We start from the raw sequence: 20,619 nt of genomic DNA, 5'->3' as shown, positions 1-20,619 counted from the left end.
GGTACTAGATTTATTTTCCTAAATGCCAGAACGGATTATACAAAAAACCTGTTTCCTTATTTTTGTAAGGAAACAGGTTTTTTTCATATTGTTATTATACTTTAATACTGTGTTTGATCGCTTACTTTCTTCATTTGAGCGCGAGTTTGTCCATCGCGGCCTGCATGATTTCAGCATCTCTGACTCTTAGAACGACCTGGGCCTGCTCGTTTTCCTTTTCCACAAAACCATACATATATTCAACGTTCACACCCTCGGCAACAAGCTTGTTCAGTTGTCCAGCCAGACCTCCCGGACTGTCGGGAACTTTTAGCACCCAGACCCGGGTGATCTTGACGACACAATTGCGCTCCCGGAGTTTCTCCGCAACTTCTTCCGGGTTCTCCACGATAATCCTGAGTACACCGTAATCTTTGGTGTCAGCAAGGGACAGCGCGCGGATATTGACTTGAAGGTCAGCTAAAGTATTCAGTGCGTCTGCCAGACGGCCCTGGGCATTTTCCAGAAAAATTGACAGTTGTAACATATGTTTTTCCCCCTTTATTTTTTTCATTTAGGAGAATTTAGCTTAATTGTTTTTCCTTGCGTTTATCAATTACACGCTTCGCTTTTCCTTCGCTGCGCGGGATACTCTTCGGCTCGACAAGACGCACCCTGGCCGCAATATTAAGGATCTCATGTATTTTACTTTGAAGCCTTTGCTGGAGCTCTTCGAGTTCCCGGATCTCATCGTTGAAGCTTGCCGCATTCACCTCAATCTGCACTTCGAGGGTATCGAGATTACCCTCACGGTCCACAACAATCAGATAATGCGGTTCGATTCCACCTACCGACAGGATCGCTTCTTCAATCTGGCTTGGGAAGACGTTGACACCGCGAATAATCAGCATATCATCGACTCTGGCCGACACTCTCTTCATCGTCCAGCCGGTGTGGCCGCACGTACAGCTTCCATAGGTGATGCTGGTAATATCTTTCGTTCTATAGCGAAGTCCGGGGAAACCCATTTTGTTAAAGCTGGTAAGAACAAGTTCTCCTGTTTCTCCTTCTGGCAGAACATTTCCGTCTTTATCGAGAATTTCAGGGTAGAAGTTCTCATCGATATGCAGCCCTTCGCCTTTCAGGCACTCCAAAGAAACGCCGGGTCCCATCGTTTCACTCAATCCATAGATATCGAGCGCCCGAATACCAAGTCTGGCTTCAATCTCTGCCCTCATCTGTTCTGTCCAGGGCTCAGCGCCAAATATCCCGACCCTCAGCTTCAGGTCTTCTTTGGTCATACCCTCTTCCCCCAGACTGTCTGCCAGATAAAGTGCGTACGACGGAGTACAGCAAAGAACCGTACTTCCAAAGTCACGCATCAGCATCAGCTGACGCTGGGTGTTGCCGCCGGAGATCGGAATGACTAAAGCCCCAAGTTCTTCACATCCGTAATGCAGTCCCATACCGCCGGTAAACAAGCCATAGCCATAAGCGACCTGTACAACGTCGTTGGACGTAATGCCAGCCCTTCTGAGACCGTTGGCCACAATTTTGGCCCATAACTGAATATCTTCACGGGTATACCCTACAACGGTCGGTTTTCCCGTTGTCCCTGAGGAAGCATGGATTCTGACCATCTTTTCCAATGGCTCGGCAAATAATCCAAAAGGATAATTCTGGCGTAACGCTTCTTTATCCGTCAATGGTATCTTCCGAAAATCCTCCAGGGATTTGACATCGCCGGGATAATAGATACCCACCTCAGCCAGTTTTTTCTTGTAGTAGGGAGCTTTTAAGACCTGTGCAATGGTCTTTCTTAAATGAAGTAACAATTCATCCTGAGTCATCCTACCATCCTCCTGCCTCAAACTTATTTTGACACGCTAACTGTTAACAATAGGTATATTATATATCAAGATAATCCATATTTGAATCTGTATTTTGAAATAGCACTTTTAATTAAAATTATAAGTTTTTATTTTCCTGTTATCAACATAAAAAAGGATGCCCTGGATTCCCACGACACCCTCTGCAGTCTGTTATTCTTCTACTAATATCGATAATTTTTCTCTGCTATAACTTATTTCTATTGGGAAGCTTAACAACGTTTCAGCGTCCGGCCAGTTTCCTTAATTGTTCGACTTTATCAAGCTTCTCCCACGGGAGGTCAAGGTCATTGCGCCCAAAATGCCCGTAGGCCGCGGTCTGTCTATAGATTGGTCTGCGGAGATCCAGAGTGTTGATGATTGCAGCCGGACGAAGATCAAACGTTTCATTAATCAGCGTGATGATCTTATCATCACTGACCTTACCCGTCCCAAATGTTTCAACTGAAATGGAGACAGGACGCGCAACCCCAATCGCATAGGCGATCTGAATCTCACAGCGGTCAGCTAGGCCCGCTCCGACAACATTTTTGGCCACATAGCGCGCGGCATAAGCCCCGGACCGGTCAACCTTCGTAGGATCTTTTCCGGAAAACGCCCCGCCACCATGTCTAGCCATACCGCCATAGGTGTCAACGATAATTTTTCTGCCGGTAAGTCCTGCATCACCCTGAGGCCCGCCAATCACAAATCTGCCCGTCGGGTTGATATAATAACGGGTATTCTCATCCAGCATTTCAGATGGAACCACTGGTCTTACGACATGTTCCAGAAGGTCGTTTTTGATCTGCTCCTGGGAAACCTCAGGATGATGCTGGGTCGAAATTACAATCGTATCGATCCTTTTGGGTTTTCCGTCCTCGTATTCAACGGTAACCTGCGTTTTACCGTCAGGTCTTAAATAGTTCAGCACTTCCGCCTTACGGATTTCAGCTAGCCTGCGGGCCAGCTTATGCGCAAGATCAATCGGCACCGGCATGAATGTTTCGGTTTCGTTTGTCGCATAGCCAAACATCATCCCCTGGTCTCCTGCACCGATCTCACTGATATCTTCTTCGGATATTTTTGCCTCCAGTGCTTTGTTAACGCCTAAGGCAATATCACTGGACTGCTCTCCAATCGAGGTCAGCACCGCACATGTATCTGCGTCAAAGCCATACTTGGCTCTCGTATATCCAATCTGTCTGATGGTTTCCCTTACGACTCTTGGAATATCCACATAACAATGGGTGGTAATCTCGCCGCTTACCAGAACCAGCCCGGTTGTCACAGATGTTTCACAGGCGACTCGTGCTTCTCTGTCCTGACACAGGACGGCATCAAGAATTGCATCCGAAATTTGATCGCATATTTTGTCGGGATGTCCTTCGGTAACAGATTCTGAGGTAAATAATTTGTAACCCATCCAAAATCACTCCTTTGATCCAATACCTTTGTTCAAGGCAATCTCTTGCACCAACCTTCTGGCGACATCCAGCTTGCTCATTTTGGGCAGATCTATTTTTCTGCCATCGGGATAAAGAAAACTAACAATATTGGTATCTGTGCCAAAACCTGCACCAGGTGCTGTGACATCATTGACTACAAGCATATCGGCCTTTTTGCGTTTCAACTTTTCCAGACCGTTTTCAATCACATTTTGGGTCTCGGCAGCAAAGCCAACCAAGTACTGGTGTTTCTTCCGAGCTCCCAAAGCTGACAGAATATCTGGATTCGGAACTAATTCTAAGATAACAGACTCTCCGTCTTTTTTGATCTTTTGCTCATTGCGGACTGCAGGTCGAAAATCAGCAACAGCAGCTGCTTTGACGACGATATCCTGTTCCGCATATCGTGTCATAACTTCCAGATACATCTCTTCCGCTGAAATAATCCGGACCGTTTCCACGCCGAACGGGGGCAGGATATCCGAGGGTCCGCTGACCAGGGTCACCTGTGCGCCTGCCTCAGCAAACGCCTCAGCAATTGCATAGCCCATGCGGCCTGAGCTGTAATTTCCAAGATATCTGACCGGATCAAGTTCCTCGCGGGTGCCGCCGGCCGTAACTAGCACTTTCCGGCCTTTCATGATTTCCCGGTTTAACATAAAATTCTGAAGGAAATCAATGATCTCCGCAGGCTCACTCATCCTGCCGTCGCCTTCTGTCCCGCAGGCCTGGAAACCTCTGGCTGGCCCGATCATATGAATACCCCGTTGCTGAAGAATCCCCAGATTCCGCTGCGTTGCAGGGTGATGATACATGGCATGATTCATCGCCGGAGCTACAAAGATTGGATTATTGACAGCCAGCAAGACGGTAGAAAGAAAATCATCAGCAAGACCGACAGCCATCTTCGCAATGATATTGGCTGTCGCCGGAGCGATTAAGGTGATGTCTGCCTTCTGGGCCAGAGAAATATGTTCAATGTTCCACATTTTAGGTTCCGTGAACATTTCCGTATAAACCGGCTGTCCTGATATGCTTCTAAATGTCAAAGGCGCAACGAGCTCTGTCGCTGATTTTGTCATCACGACAAAGACCTCTGCACCGCTTTTCACCAGTCTACTGGCAATGTCGACCGCTTTGTAGGCAGCAATACTGCCTGTTACGCCCAGAAGCACACGTTTACCGCAAAGCATCTGACGTTACCTTATCAAAAAAGTCAGGATAGACTTTTCCGTCTGCAATCTCAAGCAAAGCCCTGCTAACAGGTTTTGTATCTTTAAATTCACTTGCATCCAAATTGTTCATGAGTACCCTGGCCCTTTTAGCAGCTGCCACCACTAGGGTATATTTACTGTCTGCCTGGGACATCAGAACATCCAAAGAAGGCTGCTTCATCGTTATTCCTCCTTCAAATTAGAGCGACTTTAAAATTATTACGGCTTTGAACTCACCCGGCATTTTTCTGCAATCATAATACTCTTAAGCTTTTCTACCGCAGTGCCAATTTCGTCGTTCTCAACAGCATAATCATAATCCTTCATATTTTTCATTTCCTGAACGGCTAGTGCCAGTCTGCGCTGCATGACCTCAGGTGTTTCCGTTCCTCTTCCATAAAGCCTTTCAGCGAGCTCTTCCAGGGAAGGCGGAACAATGAAAATAAACACACCATCCGGAAAAGCCTTTTTGACAATTTTTGCTCCCTGCATATCGATTTCCAGTAAGATGGTCTTGTTTCTCTTCAGGACACTTTCCACATGAAATCTTGGGGTTCCATACAGGTTTCCGCAAAACTCTGCCCATTCCAGAAACTCATTATTCTCAACCATTTTAAGAAATTGATCCCTGGAACGAAAATAGTATTCTTTTCCCTCTGTTTCTCCCGGTCTTGGTGCCCTGGTCGTTACAGAAATAGAATATTCCAGATCACCGCACTCGGCAAAAAGCCGCTTACACAGCGTTCCTTTTCCAACTCCTGCAGGACCTGAGACCACAATCAGCAGCCCTTTGTCTTCCATATTAATCAACCGGATCCTCACTACTGGATTCTTTGGCGGTCAGACGATGGGCAACCGTTTCAGGCTGAACAGCCGACAAAATTACGTGGTGGCTGTCACACATAATGACGGCACGCGTCCTTCGCCCATAGGTGGCATCGATGAGCATTCCTGTATCGCGCGCTTCCTGAATAATTCGCTTAATGGGTGCTGATTCCGGACTTACAATCGAGATAATTCTGTTGGCCGATACAATATTGCCAAATCCTATATTAATCAATTTGATATCCAATTCCTATACCTCCCATATTCAATACGCTGCATACCGGCGTTATTGCTCTTTTTCATCGTGTTACTCAATATTCTGAACCTGTTCCCGGATTTTCTCCAGTTCACTTTTCCCTTGGACAACAATATGTGAAATTTCCAGATCATTCGCCTTAGATCCAATGGTATTAATCTCTCTATTCATTTCCTGAACCAGAAAATCAAGTTTCCGTCCAATCGGCTCATTGGTTGAAAAGGCTTTGGTAAATTGTTCAAAATGACTCCCGAGCCTGACCAGCTCTTCCTCAATAGAAGACCTGTCGGCAAAAATGGCAATTTCGGTAATCAGTCTAGCTTCATCCAGCGAAGTGTCCGCCAGAAGCGCCGCAAGCCTTTCCCTTAATTTTTCCTGATATTCCGCCACAACCTGCGGCGCTCTTACAGTTACTTGATCAACCATTCCGGAAAGGTCATCTAATTTTTTCAGCAAATCCTTGGCCAGTCTCTCCCCTTCAGTCCTACGCATTTGAATTAACTGGTTCAGCGCCTCCTGTAAAGCCATATTGAGATATGGCCACAAGGCTTCTGCATCCGTCTCTTCGTTTTCAACACTGAGTACTTCAGGGAACGAAACCAGACTAAAAAGATCGCTCTTATACGTGGTATTGAGCAAATTTGCCAATTCCTTCAGAGAATTATCATACGACAGCACTAAATCTTTGTCAACCTTAACTAATCTCTTTTTTTCTTCCGTTTCCTTGATATTCACGTAAATATCAACGCGGCCCCGCTGGACTTTTTCCTGCACGGCTTTACGAAAACGTTCCTCAATGATATTCAAACTTCTTGGTAGTTTCACCAGGACTTCCAGGAAGCGATTGTTCACTGACTTCATTTCTACTGAAATCTGGACTCCGAGTCCCTGAGCTTCCCCTCTGCCAAAACCAGTCATACTATTTGCCAATTCCCTCAACTCCTTAACGACAATCATACCATTCTTTTACTCTGAAGGGCAAGAATACTATGCTTTGCTCCTTTTACATGCGTTTTAGAGTTATACAAGGTACCAGAAAAAAAATTGAGGAGACAAACAGCCCCTCAATTAAATCACGTTCTCAAACAATGGATTGTTTCATCCTGCTTAATAGCTCTATATCATTCTGGTCCTTATCCTTTCAATGGCCCTCTCCGTATTCTCCCTAGTGTTGAAAGCCGTCAGCCGGAAGAATCCTTCCCCACTCGCACCGAAACCCGCTCCGGGTGTTCCGATAACATTGGCTTCTTTCATCAGCTTGTCAAAGAATTCCCAGGACCCCATCTGTCCCGGTGTTTTTAGCCAGATATACGGTGCATTCACACCGCCGAAGACGGTATATCCCGCTTTTTCGAGACCAGTCCGAATAATTGCGGCATTATCCATATAATAATCAATGGTCTCTTTGACCTGTTGTTTCCCTGCCTCAGAAAATACGGCAGCAGTGGCAGCCTGGATCGGATAAGATACTCCATTGAATTTTGTGGTCTGCCTTCTAAGCCATAATTTATTCAGACTGTGCGCTTCTCCTTTGGAATCATAGACCATGACTTCCTTTGGAACGATGGTATATGCGCAGCGAGTCCCGGTAAAGCCAGCCGTCTTGGAAAAACTCCTGAATTCCACGGCCACTTCGCGCGCACCTTCGATTTCAAAAATACTATGGGGAATACCGTCTTCCCGTATGAAAGCTTCGTACGCAGCATCAAATAAGATGATGGCCTTATGATCACGTGCATAATCGACCCATTTCTTCAGTTCTTCAGCCGAAAGTGTCGTTCCAGTCGGATTATTCGGATAGCACAGGTAGATCATATCTGCTTTCGTGCTGGGAAGCGCCGGTTTCAGTCCATTTTCCTGATTACAGGGAAGATAAACGATTCCTTCAAACTGTCCTTTGTCGTTGTTATAAATACCGGTACGTCCAGCCATGACATTGCTGTCCACATAAACCGGATAAACCGGGTCTGTAACAGCCAGGATATTGCCCATGCCAAATATCTCCTGAAAATTGGCGGTGTCCGTCTTGGCCCCGTCACTGATAAACACTTCGTTAACTGCCAGGTCGACACCGCGGGGCTTGAAATCGTGCTCAATGATTTTTTCAATCAGGAACTCATATCCCTGTTCTGGGCCATATCCTCTAAAGGTTTTCTGCTGGCCCATTTCCTCGACAGCCTGATGCATTGCTTCGATGACGGCTGGCGGAAGCGGGCGGGTCACATCACCAATACCCATTTTTATTAAGTCACAGTCCGGGTTTTCCTGTCTGAATTGCTTTTCCCGGCGGGCTATTTCCGAAAAGAGATAGCTTCCAGGCAGTTTAAGATAATTTTCATTGACAAAAGCCATTCTATTCACTCTCCTGTAAATATGTAGTTATAATTCCCTGATGTAGTCTTTACTATAGTAGTCATTCAAGTATGATGATGTCTTATGATTCAAGCGTACTTCCGCGAAAAACACAGACTGCTGGACCCGTCATATGGACTTGCTGACCTTCCTGCCATTCAATCTTCAGGTCCCCCCCGGGCAAATGAACAATCACAGTTCTACCGGTTCTACCAGCCAGTACTGCTGCAACCACAGATGCGCAGGCTCCCGTTCCGCAGGCCAGCGTTGGGCCGACTCCGCGTTCCCACACCTTAACGGTTATTTCACCTGAATTGTCTACCTTGACAAACTCCACATTTGTTTTTCTCGGAAACAGCGGGTGTTTCTCGATCGCAGGACCCAGCGTTTCAAATGGAAGCAATTCCAAATCCTCGGTAAAAATAATACAATGCGGATTTCCCATCGATAACGCCGAAAAAATATATTCTTGCCCGGCAACCTCAAGTTTTTGGTTAAGTGCAGTGTCCGTTCCGGCCAAAACAGGTATCTTAATGGGATCAAGACACGGCTCGCCCATGTTAACCGTAACATGGTGTACAGCTCCCCGGCAGATCTCCAGTTTGACATTCAGAACTCCAGCCAACGTTTCTATCTTAAGCGAATCTCTCTGAACGTAACCGGCTTCATAAACATATTTTGCAAAACAGCGTATGCCATTGCCGCACATCTCCGGTTCAGAACCGTCTGAATTAAATATCCTCATCCTTGCATCGGCTACATCGGAAGACAGAATCACAATAAGACCGTCACCGCCGACGCCGAATTGTCTGTGGCAAAGCTGGACAGCGGTTTCGGCATAATCCATACCCGTCGGAAAAAGAAAATGATCCAGGCAGATAAAATCGTTTCCCAGACCATGCATTTTCACAAAATCCATAAAGGGTTCTCCTCTCGCTGCCTTTTACAGAGTCTGTTCGAAAAATGACCAAATCGCAAAAGCCCGTGGGCCGCGCCAGCCAAGTTTCTTTAAGAATACTATGAGAACAGCAAAGGGTCAATATTTTTGTCTGAAGTATACATAATGTATGTTTTCATTATGTTAGATTAATTCGTAGGTCCCGTAAGCTGCAATAATACGTAGCTATGTTCGGGTCAGTCTCCATAATGGATGGCCGCTTTCGGTCATTGTGTCATCCCTGACACAAAATCTCGCGCTGCGCAATCCATGCTCCGCTTAGCGCTGACCATCCATTACGGAGACATATTTTAGAGTTAGTGAACGCTTTTCTTAAAGCTAAAATTTGGGCTGGATTTAGCTGGCTGATACCTGTTCCGAATAAGTCGTGTCAGGCCAATGATTAAGCTGGGTCCGCCGGCAGCCACCAGAATGACAAGCCATTGCCAGCCGACCAGCGCTGTGGTCTTGAAAATTGCCTGCAAAGCCGGAAGATAGATGACCGATAGCTGCATGGTAACAGAGATGGCTACTGCCACGACCAGCAATGGATTAGAAAATATACCAACCTCAAAGATTCCGCGGCGTTCCGACTTGCAATCAAAGACATGAAAAAGCTGAGAAAAAACAAGCGTGGTAAACGCCATGGTCCGTGCCGCTAAAAGACCGACGCCATACCATAAACCGATGACAAAAACAAAGAGTGTCGCTAAACCAATAATCGTTCCTCTGATTAGAATCTTTTGCCCTAATCCTCGCGCAAATACACTTTCCTCCGGCTGACGCGGAACCCTCTTCATGATATCCGGCTCTGTTCCGTCCACCCCCAAAGCCATCGCCGGCAAACCGTCCGTAACCAGATTGACCCACAGAATCTGTATCGGCAGCAAAGGCAGCGGTAGCCCTGTAAGTGTTCCCAGAAACATTGTCAGCACTTCTCCGAGATTGCAGGAAAGAAGATACCGGATAAACTTTCGGATATTGTCATAAATTCCTCTTCCTTCTTCGACCGCTGCGACGATCGCCGCAAAATTGTCATCAGAGATTACCATGGCCGACGCCTCTTTGGTGACATCGGTTCCAGTCTGCCCCATGGCGACTCCAATATCCGCTTCTTTCACAGCGGGGGCATCATTGACGCCGTCTCCGGTCATCGCCACAATTTGGCCGTTCTTTTTTAAAGCCCTGACGATTCTAAGTTTATCCCTTGGTGCGACCCGGGCAAACACCGAAATATTCATGACCATGTGGCTTAGATCTTCATCTGTCATTTGATCAAGTTCTATTCCGGTAACGACCCGTTCATTAAATCCGTGAATGATCCCAAGTTCTTTCGCAACAGCCTGCGCCGTCAGCTTATGGTCCCCGGTAATCATGACTGGCTTTATCCCGGCAGCCTGGCATACTTTTATCGCTTTCACCGCACTCGTACGTGGTGGATCAATCATCCCGGTCAAACCCAGGAATATTAGATCATTTTCCACATCACCGTTTGGTTCGCCGCGCCGGACATCTTTCAGCCCAAGCGCCAGAACCCTGAGTGCATGCGATGCCATCTCGTCATTGTAAAACAGAATTTGCTTTCTTCTTTCGGAGGTCAGTTCCACCACGCCATCCTTCGTCATCTCCCGCGAGCATAGTCCCAGAACAACATCCGGCGCTCCTTTGACGTAGGCTTTATATTCCTCCTTATTCTTATAAATAACCGTCATCCTTTTCCGTTCCGATTCAAAAGGGATTTCCGCAACCCTTTGTTCCTTCCGTTCCAAAGCCTCCCGCCAGACTCCCGCTTTGGCGGCCGCAACCAGAAGGGCGCCTTCCGTCGGATCACCTTCGATTCCCCAGATGCTGTCCTGACCTTTGCCTCTGAAAAGTCCTGCCACCTGAATTCCTTTCTTGGTTAATACAGCATTATTGCATAGGGCTGCACACCTTAGCAGTTCTTTCAGAGGGCCTTTATCCTTATACGGGTCAGCGCCATGATAATCGCCTTTGGGGTCATAACCCTGACCCGTCAGCGTAATGACTTGGTTATCACAAAAAATCCGCCGAACCGTCATTTCATTTTGGGTCAGCGTTCCGGTCTTATCTGAGCAGATTACAGTCGCGCAGCCCAGGGTTTCCACAGCCGGAAGCTTTCGGATCACTGCGTTGCGTTTGACCATCCGCTGCACACCGATTGCCAGCGCAACCGTAACAATTGCCGGGAGACCTTCAGGGATCGCGGCGACTGCCAGAGATACTCCGGCAAAAAACATCTTTTCGAAGCTTTCTCCTTGTAAAACTCCTGTCACCACGACAACAACACAGACGGCAAGACTGATCGTGACCAGCCATTTCCCAAGCTGAGCCAGCCTTTTTTGCAGAGGCGTCTCTTCCTCCTTCACCTCCTGAATCATTCCGGCAATCATACCCATCTCGGTATTCATGCCTGTGGCTATAACGATCCCAAGTCCCCTCCCGTTCACAACCACGGTTCCCATATAGCCCATGTTTTTCCGGTCGGCAACCGAACTGTATTCGTCAGTCAAAGGCTGGTTCATTTTAGTGACCGGTTGGGATTCTCCGGTCAGCGCTGATTCTTCCACACGGATGTTTGAGGTGTTCAGCCATCGGATATCGGCAGGTATCCGGTCACCTGCTTCCAGCATGAGAATGTCCCCCGGAGCCAAGCCGGATGCAGGTACCTTTTCTGTCCTACTATTACGCAGAACCATCGCCTCCGGTGCCGTCAGGGAACGCAGCGATTCCATGGACCTTTCCGCCTTGTATTCCTGAATAAAGCCGAGTACTGCATTCAGAAAAACAATAGCCAGAATGGTTACTGCGTCCGCAATTTCCCCCAGCAGACCTGAAATGAGCGTAGCAACCATCAGCACCAGAACCATGAAATCCTTAAACTGACCCAAAAATAAGAAAACCGGGTTAACCCCTTTTTTTACAACCAGAGAATTCGGACCAAATTCTGCCAGCCGCCGGCTGACTTCCCTATCACTAAGACCCTTTTCAGAATCTACTTTAAATCCTTTGCATATTTCTCCGCCGGTTAATATGTGCCAAACTTGCCGCTGCATTTCTTGCTCCTCCTTTTCATTTCCATTAGTACATGCTATTCGGCCTGTCCAGAAAAAATTCCCGGATTTATGTTATACTGATATTGAATTTTGTTGATTAGCTTGTCGAGAAAACATTTAAGTTTTAAGGAGTTAACGATATGGCCCTTGACAGTATTACACTCTATCATCTATTGAAAGAGCTTGAGCCCGTTCTGGTTGGAACGCGTATTGATAAAATTCAGCAGCCTGAAAAAGAGGAGGTCCATCTTTTACTGCGGAGTCCCGGGAAAAATTTGCGTCTGCTGTTAAATGCCGGCAGCACTTCCGCCAGACTGCATCTGACTGAGCAAAATAAAAAAAATCCTGTCTCACCTCCGATGTTCTGCATGATTCTACGCAAACATCTCGAAGGCGGCAAGATTATCGGAATCAGTCAGTCCGGACTGGAACGCATCATTACCCTGACCGTACAGAATTACAATGAAAGAGGCGATCTTCAAGATTATCAGCTTATCCTGGAAGTCATGGGCAAGCACAGCAATTTGATTTTAGTCGATCCTCAGACCAACATTGTTCTGGACGGAATCAGACGGTATTCCCATCTCCTGAGCAGACACCGGGAAGTGCTTCCCGGAAGATTGTATATCTCACCGCCTTCCCAGCATAAAGCCGAAGCTGTCAGCGATGAACAAAAATGGATGTCAGTCATCCTCGGGTACCCGCTTGACCGGAAAGTCTGTGATGTCCTGGTGAATCTGTTTGATGGTATCAGCCCTGAACTGGCCAAAGAGCTTGTTCTGAGGGCTTGTCTTGAGCTAGATGTGCTTCTTGACAACTGCGGACAAATTGACCTGAGCCGTCTTTTCCAAGCTTATTCCTTTTTCCTGCTGGCCAAACAGGATACAGCCGTTGATCCGTGCGTATATTATCAGTCCGGACGGGACAAGAACATGCCGGCTGCTTTTACCTTTATTCCGTATGTGCAGTACGAAGGTCTCAAACTTCAGAAAACATCGTTCCTAAATGACGCGATAGATTTGTATTACACCCAAAGAATGACCAGTCAGAAGAATGAGGCCAAAAAAGGCTCGCTCCGCAAGGTTGTCCAGGATCATTTTGTCCACATCAGAAAGAAAGACGTTATCTATTGTGATACAATCGCCAAGGCTCAAAAAGGGCTGGAATATCGAAAACTCGGAGAACTTTTGACGGCCAATCTCTATACGCTTGCATCGGGCATGAAAGAAGTTACCGTAGAAGACTACACCGATCCCGATTACAAATCTGTTACGATTGCGCTTGATCCAAACCTGACCGGCATTAACAATGCTCAGCGCTACTACAAAATCTACAATAAGGCCAAATCAACGATTAAAAAAACCACACCTCTGCAGGAAACTGCCCAAGAAGAAATGAATTATCTCCAGACACTAGCTCTAAGCATTGACCAGGCTGAAGACGATATCGAACTTAATGAGATCTATCAGGAACTGATCGATCAGGGATATATCAAAAAACAGGACAGGCACCAGACGAAAAAGAAACAAGCTGCCGGAAGAGAACAGAATTCTATTTCTCAGCCACATGTCTATCTGTCTAAGAGCGGCAAAACCATTTTGGTCGGACGCAACAATAAGCAAAATGACCGGATGACCTGGCGGGAAGCGAAGCCGGGCGATCTATGGCTTCACGTCAAGAATATTCCGGGTTCCCATGTTATTGTTCCTCTGTCTGAAGAGGAGGAGTTCCCGGACGATAATACTTTGCTCGATGCTGCGGCACTTGCCATTTATTTCAGCCAGGCCAGGGGGTCTTCCCATGTCCCTGTCGACTATACTCACGTCCGGCAAATCAAAAAACCCCGGGGGGCCAAACCCGGGATGGTTGTTTATGAGCAAAACTGGTCTCTTCTATTGACACCGGAGCAGGATGCTATCGAGCGGCTCCTAGCTACCGAACAACAGATAACTCGATAATCAGCGTTCAATAGCTAGAGAAAACTTCGCAAATACCATAAAATAGACTCCGTAATACATAGCCAGCGTCTGCGAAGCACGATGCAGAGCGCGGCTTTTTGACGGCCACGGATGGCCTAATGTCGCGATGCCAAGGATGGCAAGGAGCGACGTGCCAAGGACAGCACAAGAAGCCGAAAGTGACTATGTATTATGGAGTCCTACCTAAATATCAAATTCTTTACTTGTTTAGGTTTATTTTATTCCCCGGCTCCCAGGTTTCTCCCACGGGATACCCTGCTTGCAAAGCGGGCAATCATCCGGCTCATAAGCTTCAATATTCATCTGGATCAAGCTGTGCAGCAAAAGTCCGTCAAAATCAGCTTTGCCACCACTACGGTCCACAAGCACGCCTACACCGACCGGAACTGCACCGGCTTCCTTGACGATATTGATGACTTCTTTAACCGATCCGCCGGTCGTGATAACATCTTCGACCACGAGGACTTTTTCGCCGGGTTCAAGCTTGAAGCCTCTCCTGAGCGCCATTTCCCCATTTTGTCTTTCAGTAAAGATTGATTTTATCCCTAAGTTCCGACCAACCTCATGGGCAACAACAATCCCGCCCATCGCAGGACCAATAACGGTTTGGATCTCCATTCCTTCAAATTTTCTGGCCAGCTCTTTCCCAAGAACTGCAGCCTTCCTCGGATATTGAAGTACCTGGGCGCACTGCATGTAACGCGCGCTGTGTTTCCCTGAAGTAAGAAGAAAATGACCTTGAAGCAGCGCTCCGGTCTCCTTGAAAATATCGAGAATGTCATTTTCATTTAATCTTTCAGTCGTTGAATGATCAGACACGTTTATTCCACCTTCCAAAATGTGATTTCTGAATTTATCCGTGAAATACCAGTACAATGAATTTTACATGTATTATGGCACTTAAAATATTCTACCACATTGATTCAGAAAAAAGGAACTATTTTGATGTGGAATCTATCTCAAATTTTGTTCTGTTCATTTGCGAAAGGAGCATTTCCGTACTGCCTACCAAGCTGCTCTTGAAGAATAGGATATCTTCGATGGCTACGAACAATGGTTTCATACTTAAAACGTTTGCCGCATTATTTACAAAAATAGTTATTATATTTATTATTTTTTGTTATATAATAGATTACAGAAATATTTCTTACTTTATTTTACATTTCTTTTATTTACTAGTAATCACTATTTGATAATATCTAAAAACTAAAATAATCTATTATTTATGATTAGAAAATAATAGGTCATTTACCAAGGTGGTTTAAATGCTATTTCAGGATTTTGATGTCTATTTCAAAAGTGAGCAGGATAAAGAAGAAAAACTTCTATATGCCTTCATGAGCCTTGAAAAAATACCCGATAGCGTGTTCTGGGTCGATGACGAAGGAAACCTCTCTTTCGTCAATGAAGCCGCCTGCCGGACATTGGGCTACACCAGAGAAGAGCTGCTCACCTTCAATATTAGGGACTTTGCCCCTATTGTTGCGGGCGGAATTGACCAAAACATTATTGAATATGTTGATTACGGAGGACTTTCTCTTTTCCGGACATTTCACAAACATAAGGACGGTCATCTCATCCCGGTCGAAGTACTAAGCACAGTCAGACAATTGGTCGGTAATAAATATCTCGCTACATCCATTGTCCGCGACATCACGGACCGGGTCCAGGTAGAGGAAGAATTAAAAGAGACGTACAACCGTCTTGAGGTCTTATATAATATTTATCAGGCGACGACAAGTGAAAAGAACATTAACAGACTCATCCGACAAGCTGCCGGTATTATGAAAAGCACGTTTGAATTTGATGCTTTTGTGTTTTACTTTTATGATGACTACCTGCAAAGCTCGGCGTTATATTATACGCTTGGACTGCCCAAAGAGATTATTCGCAAAATAGAAATTCTGCCGCAGTATGTCGGTTTTATCGGTCAAAGTCTTACATCAGACTTTGTGGCATACGCCAAGTATACGGAAAAAACTAAAATTGATGAAAGCATTAAACAGTTATTTTTTGATTATGGCTTTACTGATGAAATGGCTTTTCCGATCATATTTGAACAAAAAACGATCGGCGGCATTGGATTGATTAATAAGCATAATAAGCCTTTCAAAGCCAAAGATAAGGAATTGCTTCAGGCTGTTTGCGGGCAGCTCAGCACGGTTATCCAAAATCTCAAGCTGATCCACTCTCTGAGCAAAGAACTGAAAGAGCACAAACGAACAGCTGAAGCTTTAAAAAAAGTGAATGCTGAATTGGAGAAATCAGCATTCACCGACCAGCTCACAAATATTTGGAACCGAAGATGCTTTCTGAAGAATTCGGTAATTGAAATTGAACGTTCCAGACGTAACAAGTATCCGCTTTCCCTGCTGCTTCTGGATATTGACCACTTCAAATTGATCAACGACAATTACGGACATCAGGCTGGGGATCAGGCCTTAATTGAGTTTGTGAACCTTCTGCGGGATAATATCCGAAGCTTTGACTCTTTAGCACGTTGGGGAGGGGAGGAATTCCTGATCCTGGCGCCTCACCTTCGGGCCGGAAACGCCGTGCAGTACGCCGACAGGCTCAGGGAGCTGATTGCGGAACACCTGTTCCAGGAAGTCGGAGAAATCACGACAAGCATCGGGGTCGCCGAACTAGCCAATACCGATAACATAGATTCCTGGATCAAGAAGGTGGATAACGCTCTCTACCGAGCCAAGGAACAAGGACGCAACAGGGTAGAGTTCAATGGCGTTATCATCCTCTGAAATTAGCCCACAAGCTTCCCTGGACATCGTCTACCAGAGATCCTGCTTCAAACCGGTTCCTACCGTTAGCTTTCGCTTTATACAGCTGGAGGTCAGCTTTTTTGATCAGTTCCTCGGCCGATTCTTCTTTAAGCTCACTGATTCCTCCACTTACGGTTATATGTATGCCTTCCCGAGAATCAGCTAGCGCTATCTTAGATCTCAGCCGTTCCGCCAGGAATAAAACCTCATCCGAGGCAGTATCAGGTAGGATAATGACGAATTCGTCCCCGCCATATCTGCCGATAATATCGGTACTCCGGCATGCCTGATTCAATATTCCGGCAACACGGATGATGACATCGTCTCCGCATTGATGACCGAACCGGTCGTTGATGTCTTTAAAATCATCGATATCCATCATAATGATAGACAGTGGATAATCAATCCGTTTGGCACGTTCAATCTCTTCCTTGAGTTTCAGAAAGAGATTTTCATGGTTATATAGGGATGTCATCGAATCGCGGACGGACAGGTCGGCCAATATTGTGTTCTTGGCTTCAATTTCTTTCTTATAAATCAAGGAAAATAATCTGATTCTGAATACCATCCTGGAAAAAATCCAGGCACACAAGTTCATAATGAAAGCATTGATACGCAAAATCTCAACAATATAATCATTCGGCTGATAGTAGGGAATGACCAGGAAAAAGAAAAGATAGACGAAAGAATACACGACCAAACTTGTCAAAGGCGGTAAATAGATAAAAGCTGCTATACCAAATACTGCAATAATATATGGATTGATTGATACAAGCTCATTTTGAGGCAAAATACTAAGCGCGCAGCCAAAAACCAGTAAAATGATTAAATACCCAACTTCTGTGCAATAGATGATTTCCTTTCTGTAAACGTCGTATTTCCGGTATATTTGAATAAGAAGCGGAAGCATCAGCAAACTAATCGAAACAAAAATTAATATGCTAATTTTAACGTCTGCGACCGCACGCGGAAAAAAGATCAGCAGTGAACTTTCACAAATGCTAAAGAATCCCGCAATAACAATTAGCTTTAAGAAATTTTCTTTCCAAAGCTGACGCGAAAATTCATCCTTATTTTCTTTTGGAACAATCGTAAAGTATTTACGTAAACGCTCAAACCTCATGAATTGCCTAACCTCATGATTTTTTTCATGCCGTCAAGTTCATGCTGTCATTTTTATACTGCAAAATATAGGTTCAAACAATATATCAACATATGTCAACTTTTAACGTCACAACTATATAACGATAGCCAAATCCTGTCAATACAAATACTGTTCCTATTTTAATCCCATAGGTGCTCTATGGCTTCCCTGGGATTATCATTCAAGGTAATCGGTCTGCCGACTACCAGATAAGAGCTTCCGGCTTCCAGGGCCATGCGCGGGGTAAGAACCCGCACCTGGTCATTTTTTTCGCTCCAGGCCGGCCGGATCCCCGGTGTTACGAGAAGAAAATCTTCTCCGCATTCCTCCCGGAGAATTTTTGCTTCCTGCGCGGAAGAAACGACCCCGTTCAAATTTGCTTTCCTGGCGAGCATTGCCAGTTTCAGTACCTGCTCCTGCGTACTGCCCTGCACCCCGATCGATGTCAAGTCTTCCTGTCCCATACTTGTAAGGACGGTTACGCCGATAATGGTTTTGCCGGCCTTATGGCCGACCTCGGCCGCTCTGGCCATCATTTCGTATCCGCCGCTGCAGTGAACATTGATCATATCCACGCCGGAGGCGGTTAGCACGCTTAGGGTTTTTTCGACGGTAGTCGGAATATCATGCAGCTTGAGATCGAGAAATATTTTAAATCCGAGCTCTTTGAACTGCTGAATCAGGCTTAACCCCGAAAGCGCATAAAGCTCAAGGCCAACCTTCAGCCAGCACCCGCAGCCGGCAAGTTCCCGGGCAATGTCCAGGGCTTTTTCTTTCGTATTGACATCCAAAGCCACGATGACCTTTTCATTTAAACTATGTGAAGTTTCCATTTTTTTCATCCTTTCTGCCCATGGGCAAGTCCGACGATTTCCTTGACCGACTGATAGCCTCTTTGATTGCAATAGGCCTTAATTCCTTCCAGAATTTCAACAGGCGCAAGCGGATTGCCAAAATTAGCTGTTCCGATGCTCACTGCCGAAGCACCTGCCAGCATGAACTCGATAGCATCCTGCCAAGTCAAAATTCCTCCCATGCCGATGACCGGCAGCTTTACAGCCTGATAGACCTGATAGACCATTCTGACGGCTACCGGCCGGACCGCGGGACCGGATAACCCCCCCATCGTGTTGGCCAACACCGGTTTCTGGGCATTGAGATCAATCTGCATGCCAAGAAGCGTATTAATCAAAGAAATGATATCCGCCCCGCCACTTTCCACAGCTTTAGCCATCGCTGTAATATCGGTCACATTCGGAGACAGCTTCGCAATCAACGGCAGATCCGTTTCCTTTCTGACGGCAGTGATGACTTCTTCCGCACTCTTGGGATCAGTTCCGAAAGCCATCCCGCCGTGTTTGATGTTCGGACAAGAGATGTTAACTTCCAGGGCTGCAATCCCGCAGCCGCGTTGGAAGGATGATGCCATCAGCGCATAATCTTCCAGTGAAAAACCCGAGATATTGACAATCACTGCTGTGTCCAGCAAGGCTAGCTCCGGCAGATAGTTTTTTAAGAAAGCCTCCAGTCCGGGATTTTCCAAGCCTACAGAATTCAGTAGGCCTGATGGAGTCTCCGCGAGCCTCGGTACAGGATTCCCAAGACGCGGAAGCGGTGTAATCCCTTTGACTGTGATCCCGCCGAGAACGGAGGGGTCATAAAACGGAGCATAGGCTTCACCGAAGCCATACGTGCCGGAGGCAGTGATGACAGGATTTTTAAGCTTTAATCCTGCCAGATCAGTCTCAAGATTAAATGTCTGCATCCCAGACCACCTCCTGCCCATTCATTACCGGTCCTTCTTTGCAGACGCGTTTTCGTTTCAGTCCGCCATTTGCATCTCTAACGGTACAGACACATCCCAAACATGCACCTACCCCGCAGGCCATCCGCTCTTCTAAAGAAACTTCGAGCGGAACATCGTTGTTCCGGCAAATCCCCGCGACAGCCTTCAGCATGCCGTTCGGACCACAAGCTGCAGCCCGCAGAAGGCCCTTGCTCAGTAATTGCTGCGTGTTTTTATCAGCTAAATACTTTTCGAGCAGTGCTGTAACTAAGCCTTCCTCTCCGCAGCTTCCGTCCAGTGTTGAAAGTTCAACATCCAAACCTTTTTGCAGCAGCAGATTTAAATCTGCACTGTCCAGAAAATCTTTGTTTTCTCCTCCCCAGAGGACTTTTATCTTTACTGGAACTTTCTGTGCGGCCTGGATCACAGAGAACAGCGGAAACATCCCTATTCCGCCTGCAATCAGCAGAAGCTCCCCTTTCTCCGGAATTGAAAAGCCTGTCCCCAGTGGTCCCAGAACACTTAGATATTGGTCTGTCGGTATCCTTGAAAGAAGTTCGGTTCCTTTCCCTTTGATTCTGTAGTAGATGGTCACTTCTCCACGTTCAGGGTCGATCCCGGCAATGCTAAGTGGTCTGCGCAGAAGCGGGTCACTCGTATCCGTGACCTGGATATGCAGAAACTGGCCCGGCCGAGCTGTTTTGGCAGCTTCTCCACTCAAAACAACTTTGTACAAACCCTGTACGGGATGTCCGATCCTTTCATTGAAGACGACTTTCTCCTTGAGGTCCATGATATGCTCACTCCTAGTAGATCGATTTTATTTGCAAAGGCCTTTCACCACGATGGATGACGCGCTGCCCATCCATTACGTTGATAAATCCTGCAGCTAGTGAAAGTGTTGCTCAAATAATTTCATTCAAGCCTGATTACCCCATATTAGGTCTGAGTGTCACAAGTTCCAGCGTCAAGCGAAG

General features: G+C 46.2%; 18 protein-coding genes. 2 read left to right on the top strand and 16 right to left on the bottom strand.

Features of this window, described 5'->3' with window-relative positions; genetic code table 11:
• Positions 1–130: 130 nt before the first annotated feature.
• The 11 genes from AB3489_RS04100 to AB3489_RS04050 form a co-directional block, all read right to left on the bottom strand.
• The gene (locus AB3489_RS04100) at positions 131–526 is read right to left on the bottom strand and encodes an ACT domain-containing protein (protein ID WP_019226635.1); all 396 of its coding nucleotides are present in this window, start codon (positions 524–526) and stop codon (positions 131–133) included.
• 37 nt (positions 527–563) lie between these two features.
• Entirely contained in the window at positions 564–1,829 is a 1,266-nt protein-coding gene (locus tag AB3489_RS04095; RefSeq protein ID WP_368294058.1) for a phenylacetate--CoA ligase family protein, read from the bottom strand.
• A 262-nt stretch (positions 1,830–2,091) separates the two neighbouring features.
• Complete coding sequence (gene metK / locus AB3489_RS04090) at positions 2,092–3,273, bottom strand: methionine adenosyltransferase (RefSeq protein ID WP_015043497.1); 1,182 nt, start codon at positions 3,271–3,273, stop codon at positions 2,092–2,094.
• Between the two features lie 6 nt (positions 3,274–3,279).
• Positions 3,280–4,488, bottom strand: coding sequence for a bifunctional phosphopantothenoylcysteine decarboxylase/phosphopantothenate--cysteine ligase CoaBC (gene coaBC, locus AB3489_RS04085; protein ID WP_368294057.1), 1,209 nt, complete (start codon positions 4,486–4,488; stop codon positions 3,280–3,282).
• Positions 4,475–4,690 carry a DNA-directed RNA polymerase subunit omega gene (gene rpoZ / locus AB3489_RS04080; RefSeq protein ID WP_015043499.1) on the bottom strand — a complete coding sequence of 72 codons (216 nt, stop codon included), beginning with the start codon at positions 4,688–4,690 and terminating at the stop codon, positions 4,475–4,477. Before rpoZ ends, coaBC begins: the two co-directional genes overlap by 14 nt.
• Positions 4,691–4,728: 38 nt before the next feature.
• The gene (gene gmk, locus AB3489_RS04075) at positions 4,729–5,310 is read right to left on the bottom strand and encodes a guanylate kinase (RefSeq protein ID WP_368294580.1); all 582 of its coding nucleotides are present in this window, start codon (positions 5,308–5,310) and stop codon (positions 4,729–4,731) included.
• A 1-nt stretch (position 5,311) separates the two neighbouring features.
• Positions 5,312–5,581: an extracellular matrix/biofilm regulator RemA gene (gene remA / locus AB3489_RS04070; RefSeq protein ID WP_019226779.1), complete on the bottom strand. Its 270-nt coding sequence runs from the start codon at positions 5,579–5,581 to the stop codon at positions 5,312–5,314.
• Between the two features lie 60 nt (positions 5,582–5,641).
• Positions 5,642–6,520: a YicC/YloC family endoribonuclease gene (locus AB3489_RS04065; RefSeq protein WP_368294056.1), complete on the bottom strand. Its 879-nt coding sequence runs from the start codon at positions 6,518–6,520 to the stop codon at positions 5,642–5,644.
• 186 nt (positions 6,521–6,706) lie between these two features.
• Complete coding sequence (locus AB3489_RS04060) at positions 6,707–7,942, bottom strand: LL-diaminopimelate aminotransferase (protein ID WP_368294055.1); 1,236 nt, start codon at positions 7,940–7,942, stop codon at positions 6,707–6,709.
• Between the two features lie 82 nt (positions 7,943–8,024).
• The gene (gene dapF, locus AB3489_RS04055) at positions 8,025–8,861 is read right to left on the bottom strand and encodes a diaminopimelate epimerase (protein WP_368294054.1); all 837 of its coding nucleotides are present in this window, start codon (positions 8,859–8,861) and stop codon (positions 8,025–8,027) included.
• Positions 8,862–9,196: 335 nt separating this feature from the next.
• Positions 9,197–11,953, bottom strand: coding sequence for a calcium-transporting P-type ATPase, PMR1-type (locus AB3489_RS04050; protein ID WP_368294053.1), 2,757 nt, complete (start codon positions 11,951–11,953; stop codon positions 9,197–9,199).
• 140 nt (positions 11,954–12,093) lie between these two features.
• Between AB3489_RS04050 and AB3489_RS04045 the strand changes: the two genes are divergently transcribed.
• Entirely contained in the window at positions 12,094–13,911 is a 1,818-nt protein-coding gene (locus AB3489_RS04045) for an NFACT family protein (protein ID WP_368294051.1), read from the top strand.
• Positions 13,912–14,145: 234 nt separating this feature from the next.
• On the opposite strand, the gene pyrE is transcribed toward AB3489_RS04045, so the two are convergent.
• Complete coding sequence (pyrE, locus tag AB3489_RS04040) at positions 14,146–14,751, bottom strand: orotate phosphoribosyltransferase (RefSeq protein ID WP_368294050.1); 606 nt, start codon at positions 14,749–14,751, stop codon at positions 14,146–14,148.
• A gap of 446 nt (positions 14,752–15,197) precedes the next feature.
• Between pyrE and AB3489_RS04035 the strand changes: the two genes are divergently transcribed.
• The gene (locus tag AB3489_RS04035; RefSeq protein WP_368294049.1) at positions 15,198–16,691 is read left to right on the top strand and encodes a diguanylate cyclase; all 1,494 of its coding nucleotides are present in this window, start codon (positions 15,198–15,200) and stop codon (positions 16,689–16,691) included.
• Here AB3489_RS04035 and AB3489_RS04030 read toward each other — a convergent pair.
• From AB3489_RS04030 to AB3489_RS04015, 4 genes are all read right to left on the bottom strand, one after another.
• Positions 16,681–17,835 carry a GGDEF domain-containing protein gene (locus tag AB3489_RS04030; protein ID WP_368294048.1) on the bottom strand — a complete coding sequence of 385 codons (1,155 nt, stop codon included), beginning with the start codon at positions 17,833–17,835 and terminating at the stop codon, positions 16,681–16,683. The two genes, AB3489_RS04035 and AB3489_RS04030, sit on opposite strands and share 11 nt — an antisense overlap.
• Before the next feature lie 161 nt (positions 17,836–17,996).
• Complete coding sequence (gene pyrF, locus AB3489_RS04025; protein WP_368294047.1) at positions 17,997–18,689, bottom strand: orotidine-5'-phosphate decarboxylase; 693 nt, start codon at positions 18,687–18,689, stop codon at positions 17,997–17,999.
• 5 nt (positions 18,690–18,694) lie between these two features.
• Complete coding sequence (locus AB3489_RS04020; RefSeq protein ID WP_019226789.1) at positions 18,695–19,621, bottom strand: dihydroorotate dehydrogenase; 927 nt, start codon at positions 19,619–19,621, stop codon at positions 18,695–18,697.
• Complete coding sequence (locus AB3489_RS04015; RefSeq protein ID WP_019226790.1) at positions 19,608–20,435, bottom strand: dihydroorotate dehydrogenase electron transfer subunit; 828 nt, start codon at positions 20,433–20,435, stop codon at positions 19,608–19,610. The genes AB3489_RS04020 and AB3489_RS04015 overlap by 14 nt, the downstream gene beginning before the upstream one ends.
• Between the last annotated feature and the right edge of the window lie 184 nt (positions 20,436–20,619).

This window comes from Dehalobacter sp. TBBPA1 (assembly GCF_040931655.1).
In the GTDB taxonomy this organism is placed as follows: domain Bacteria; phylum Bacillota; class Desulfitobacteriia; order Desulfitobacteriales; family Syntrophobotulaceae; genus Dehalobacter; species Dehalobacter restrictus.
This window is presented reverse-complemented; position numbering and strand designations above follow the sequence as displayed.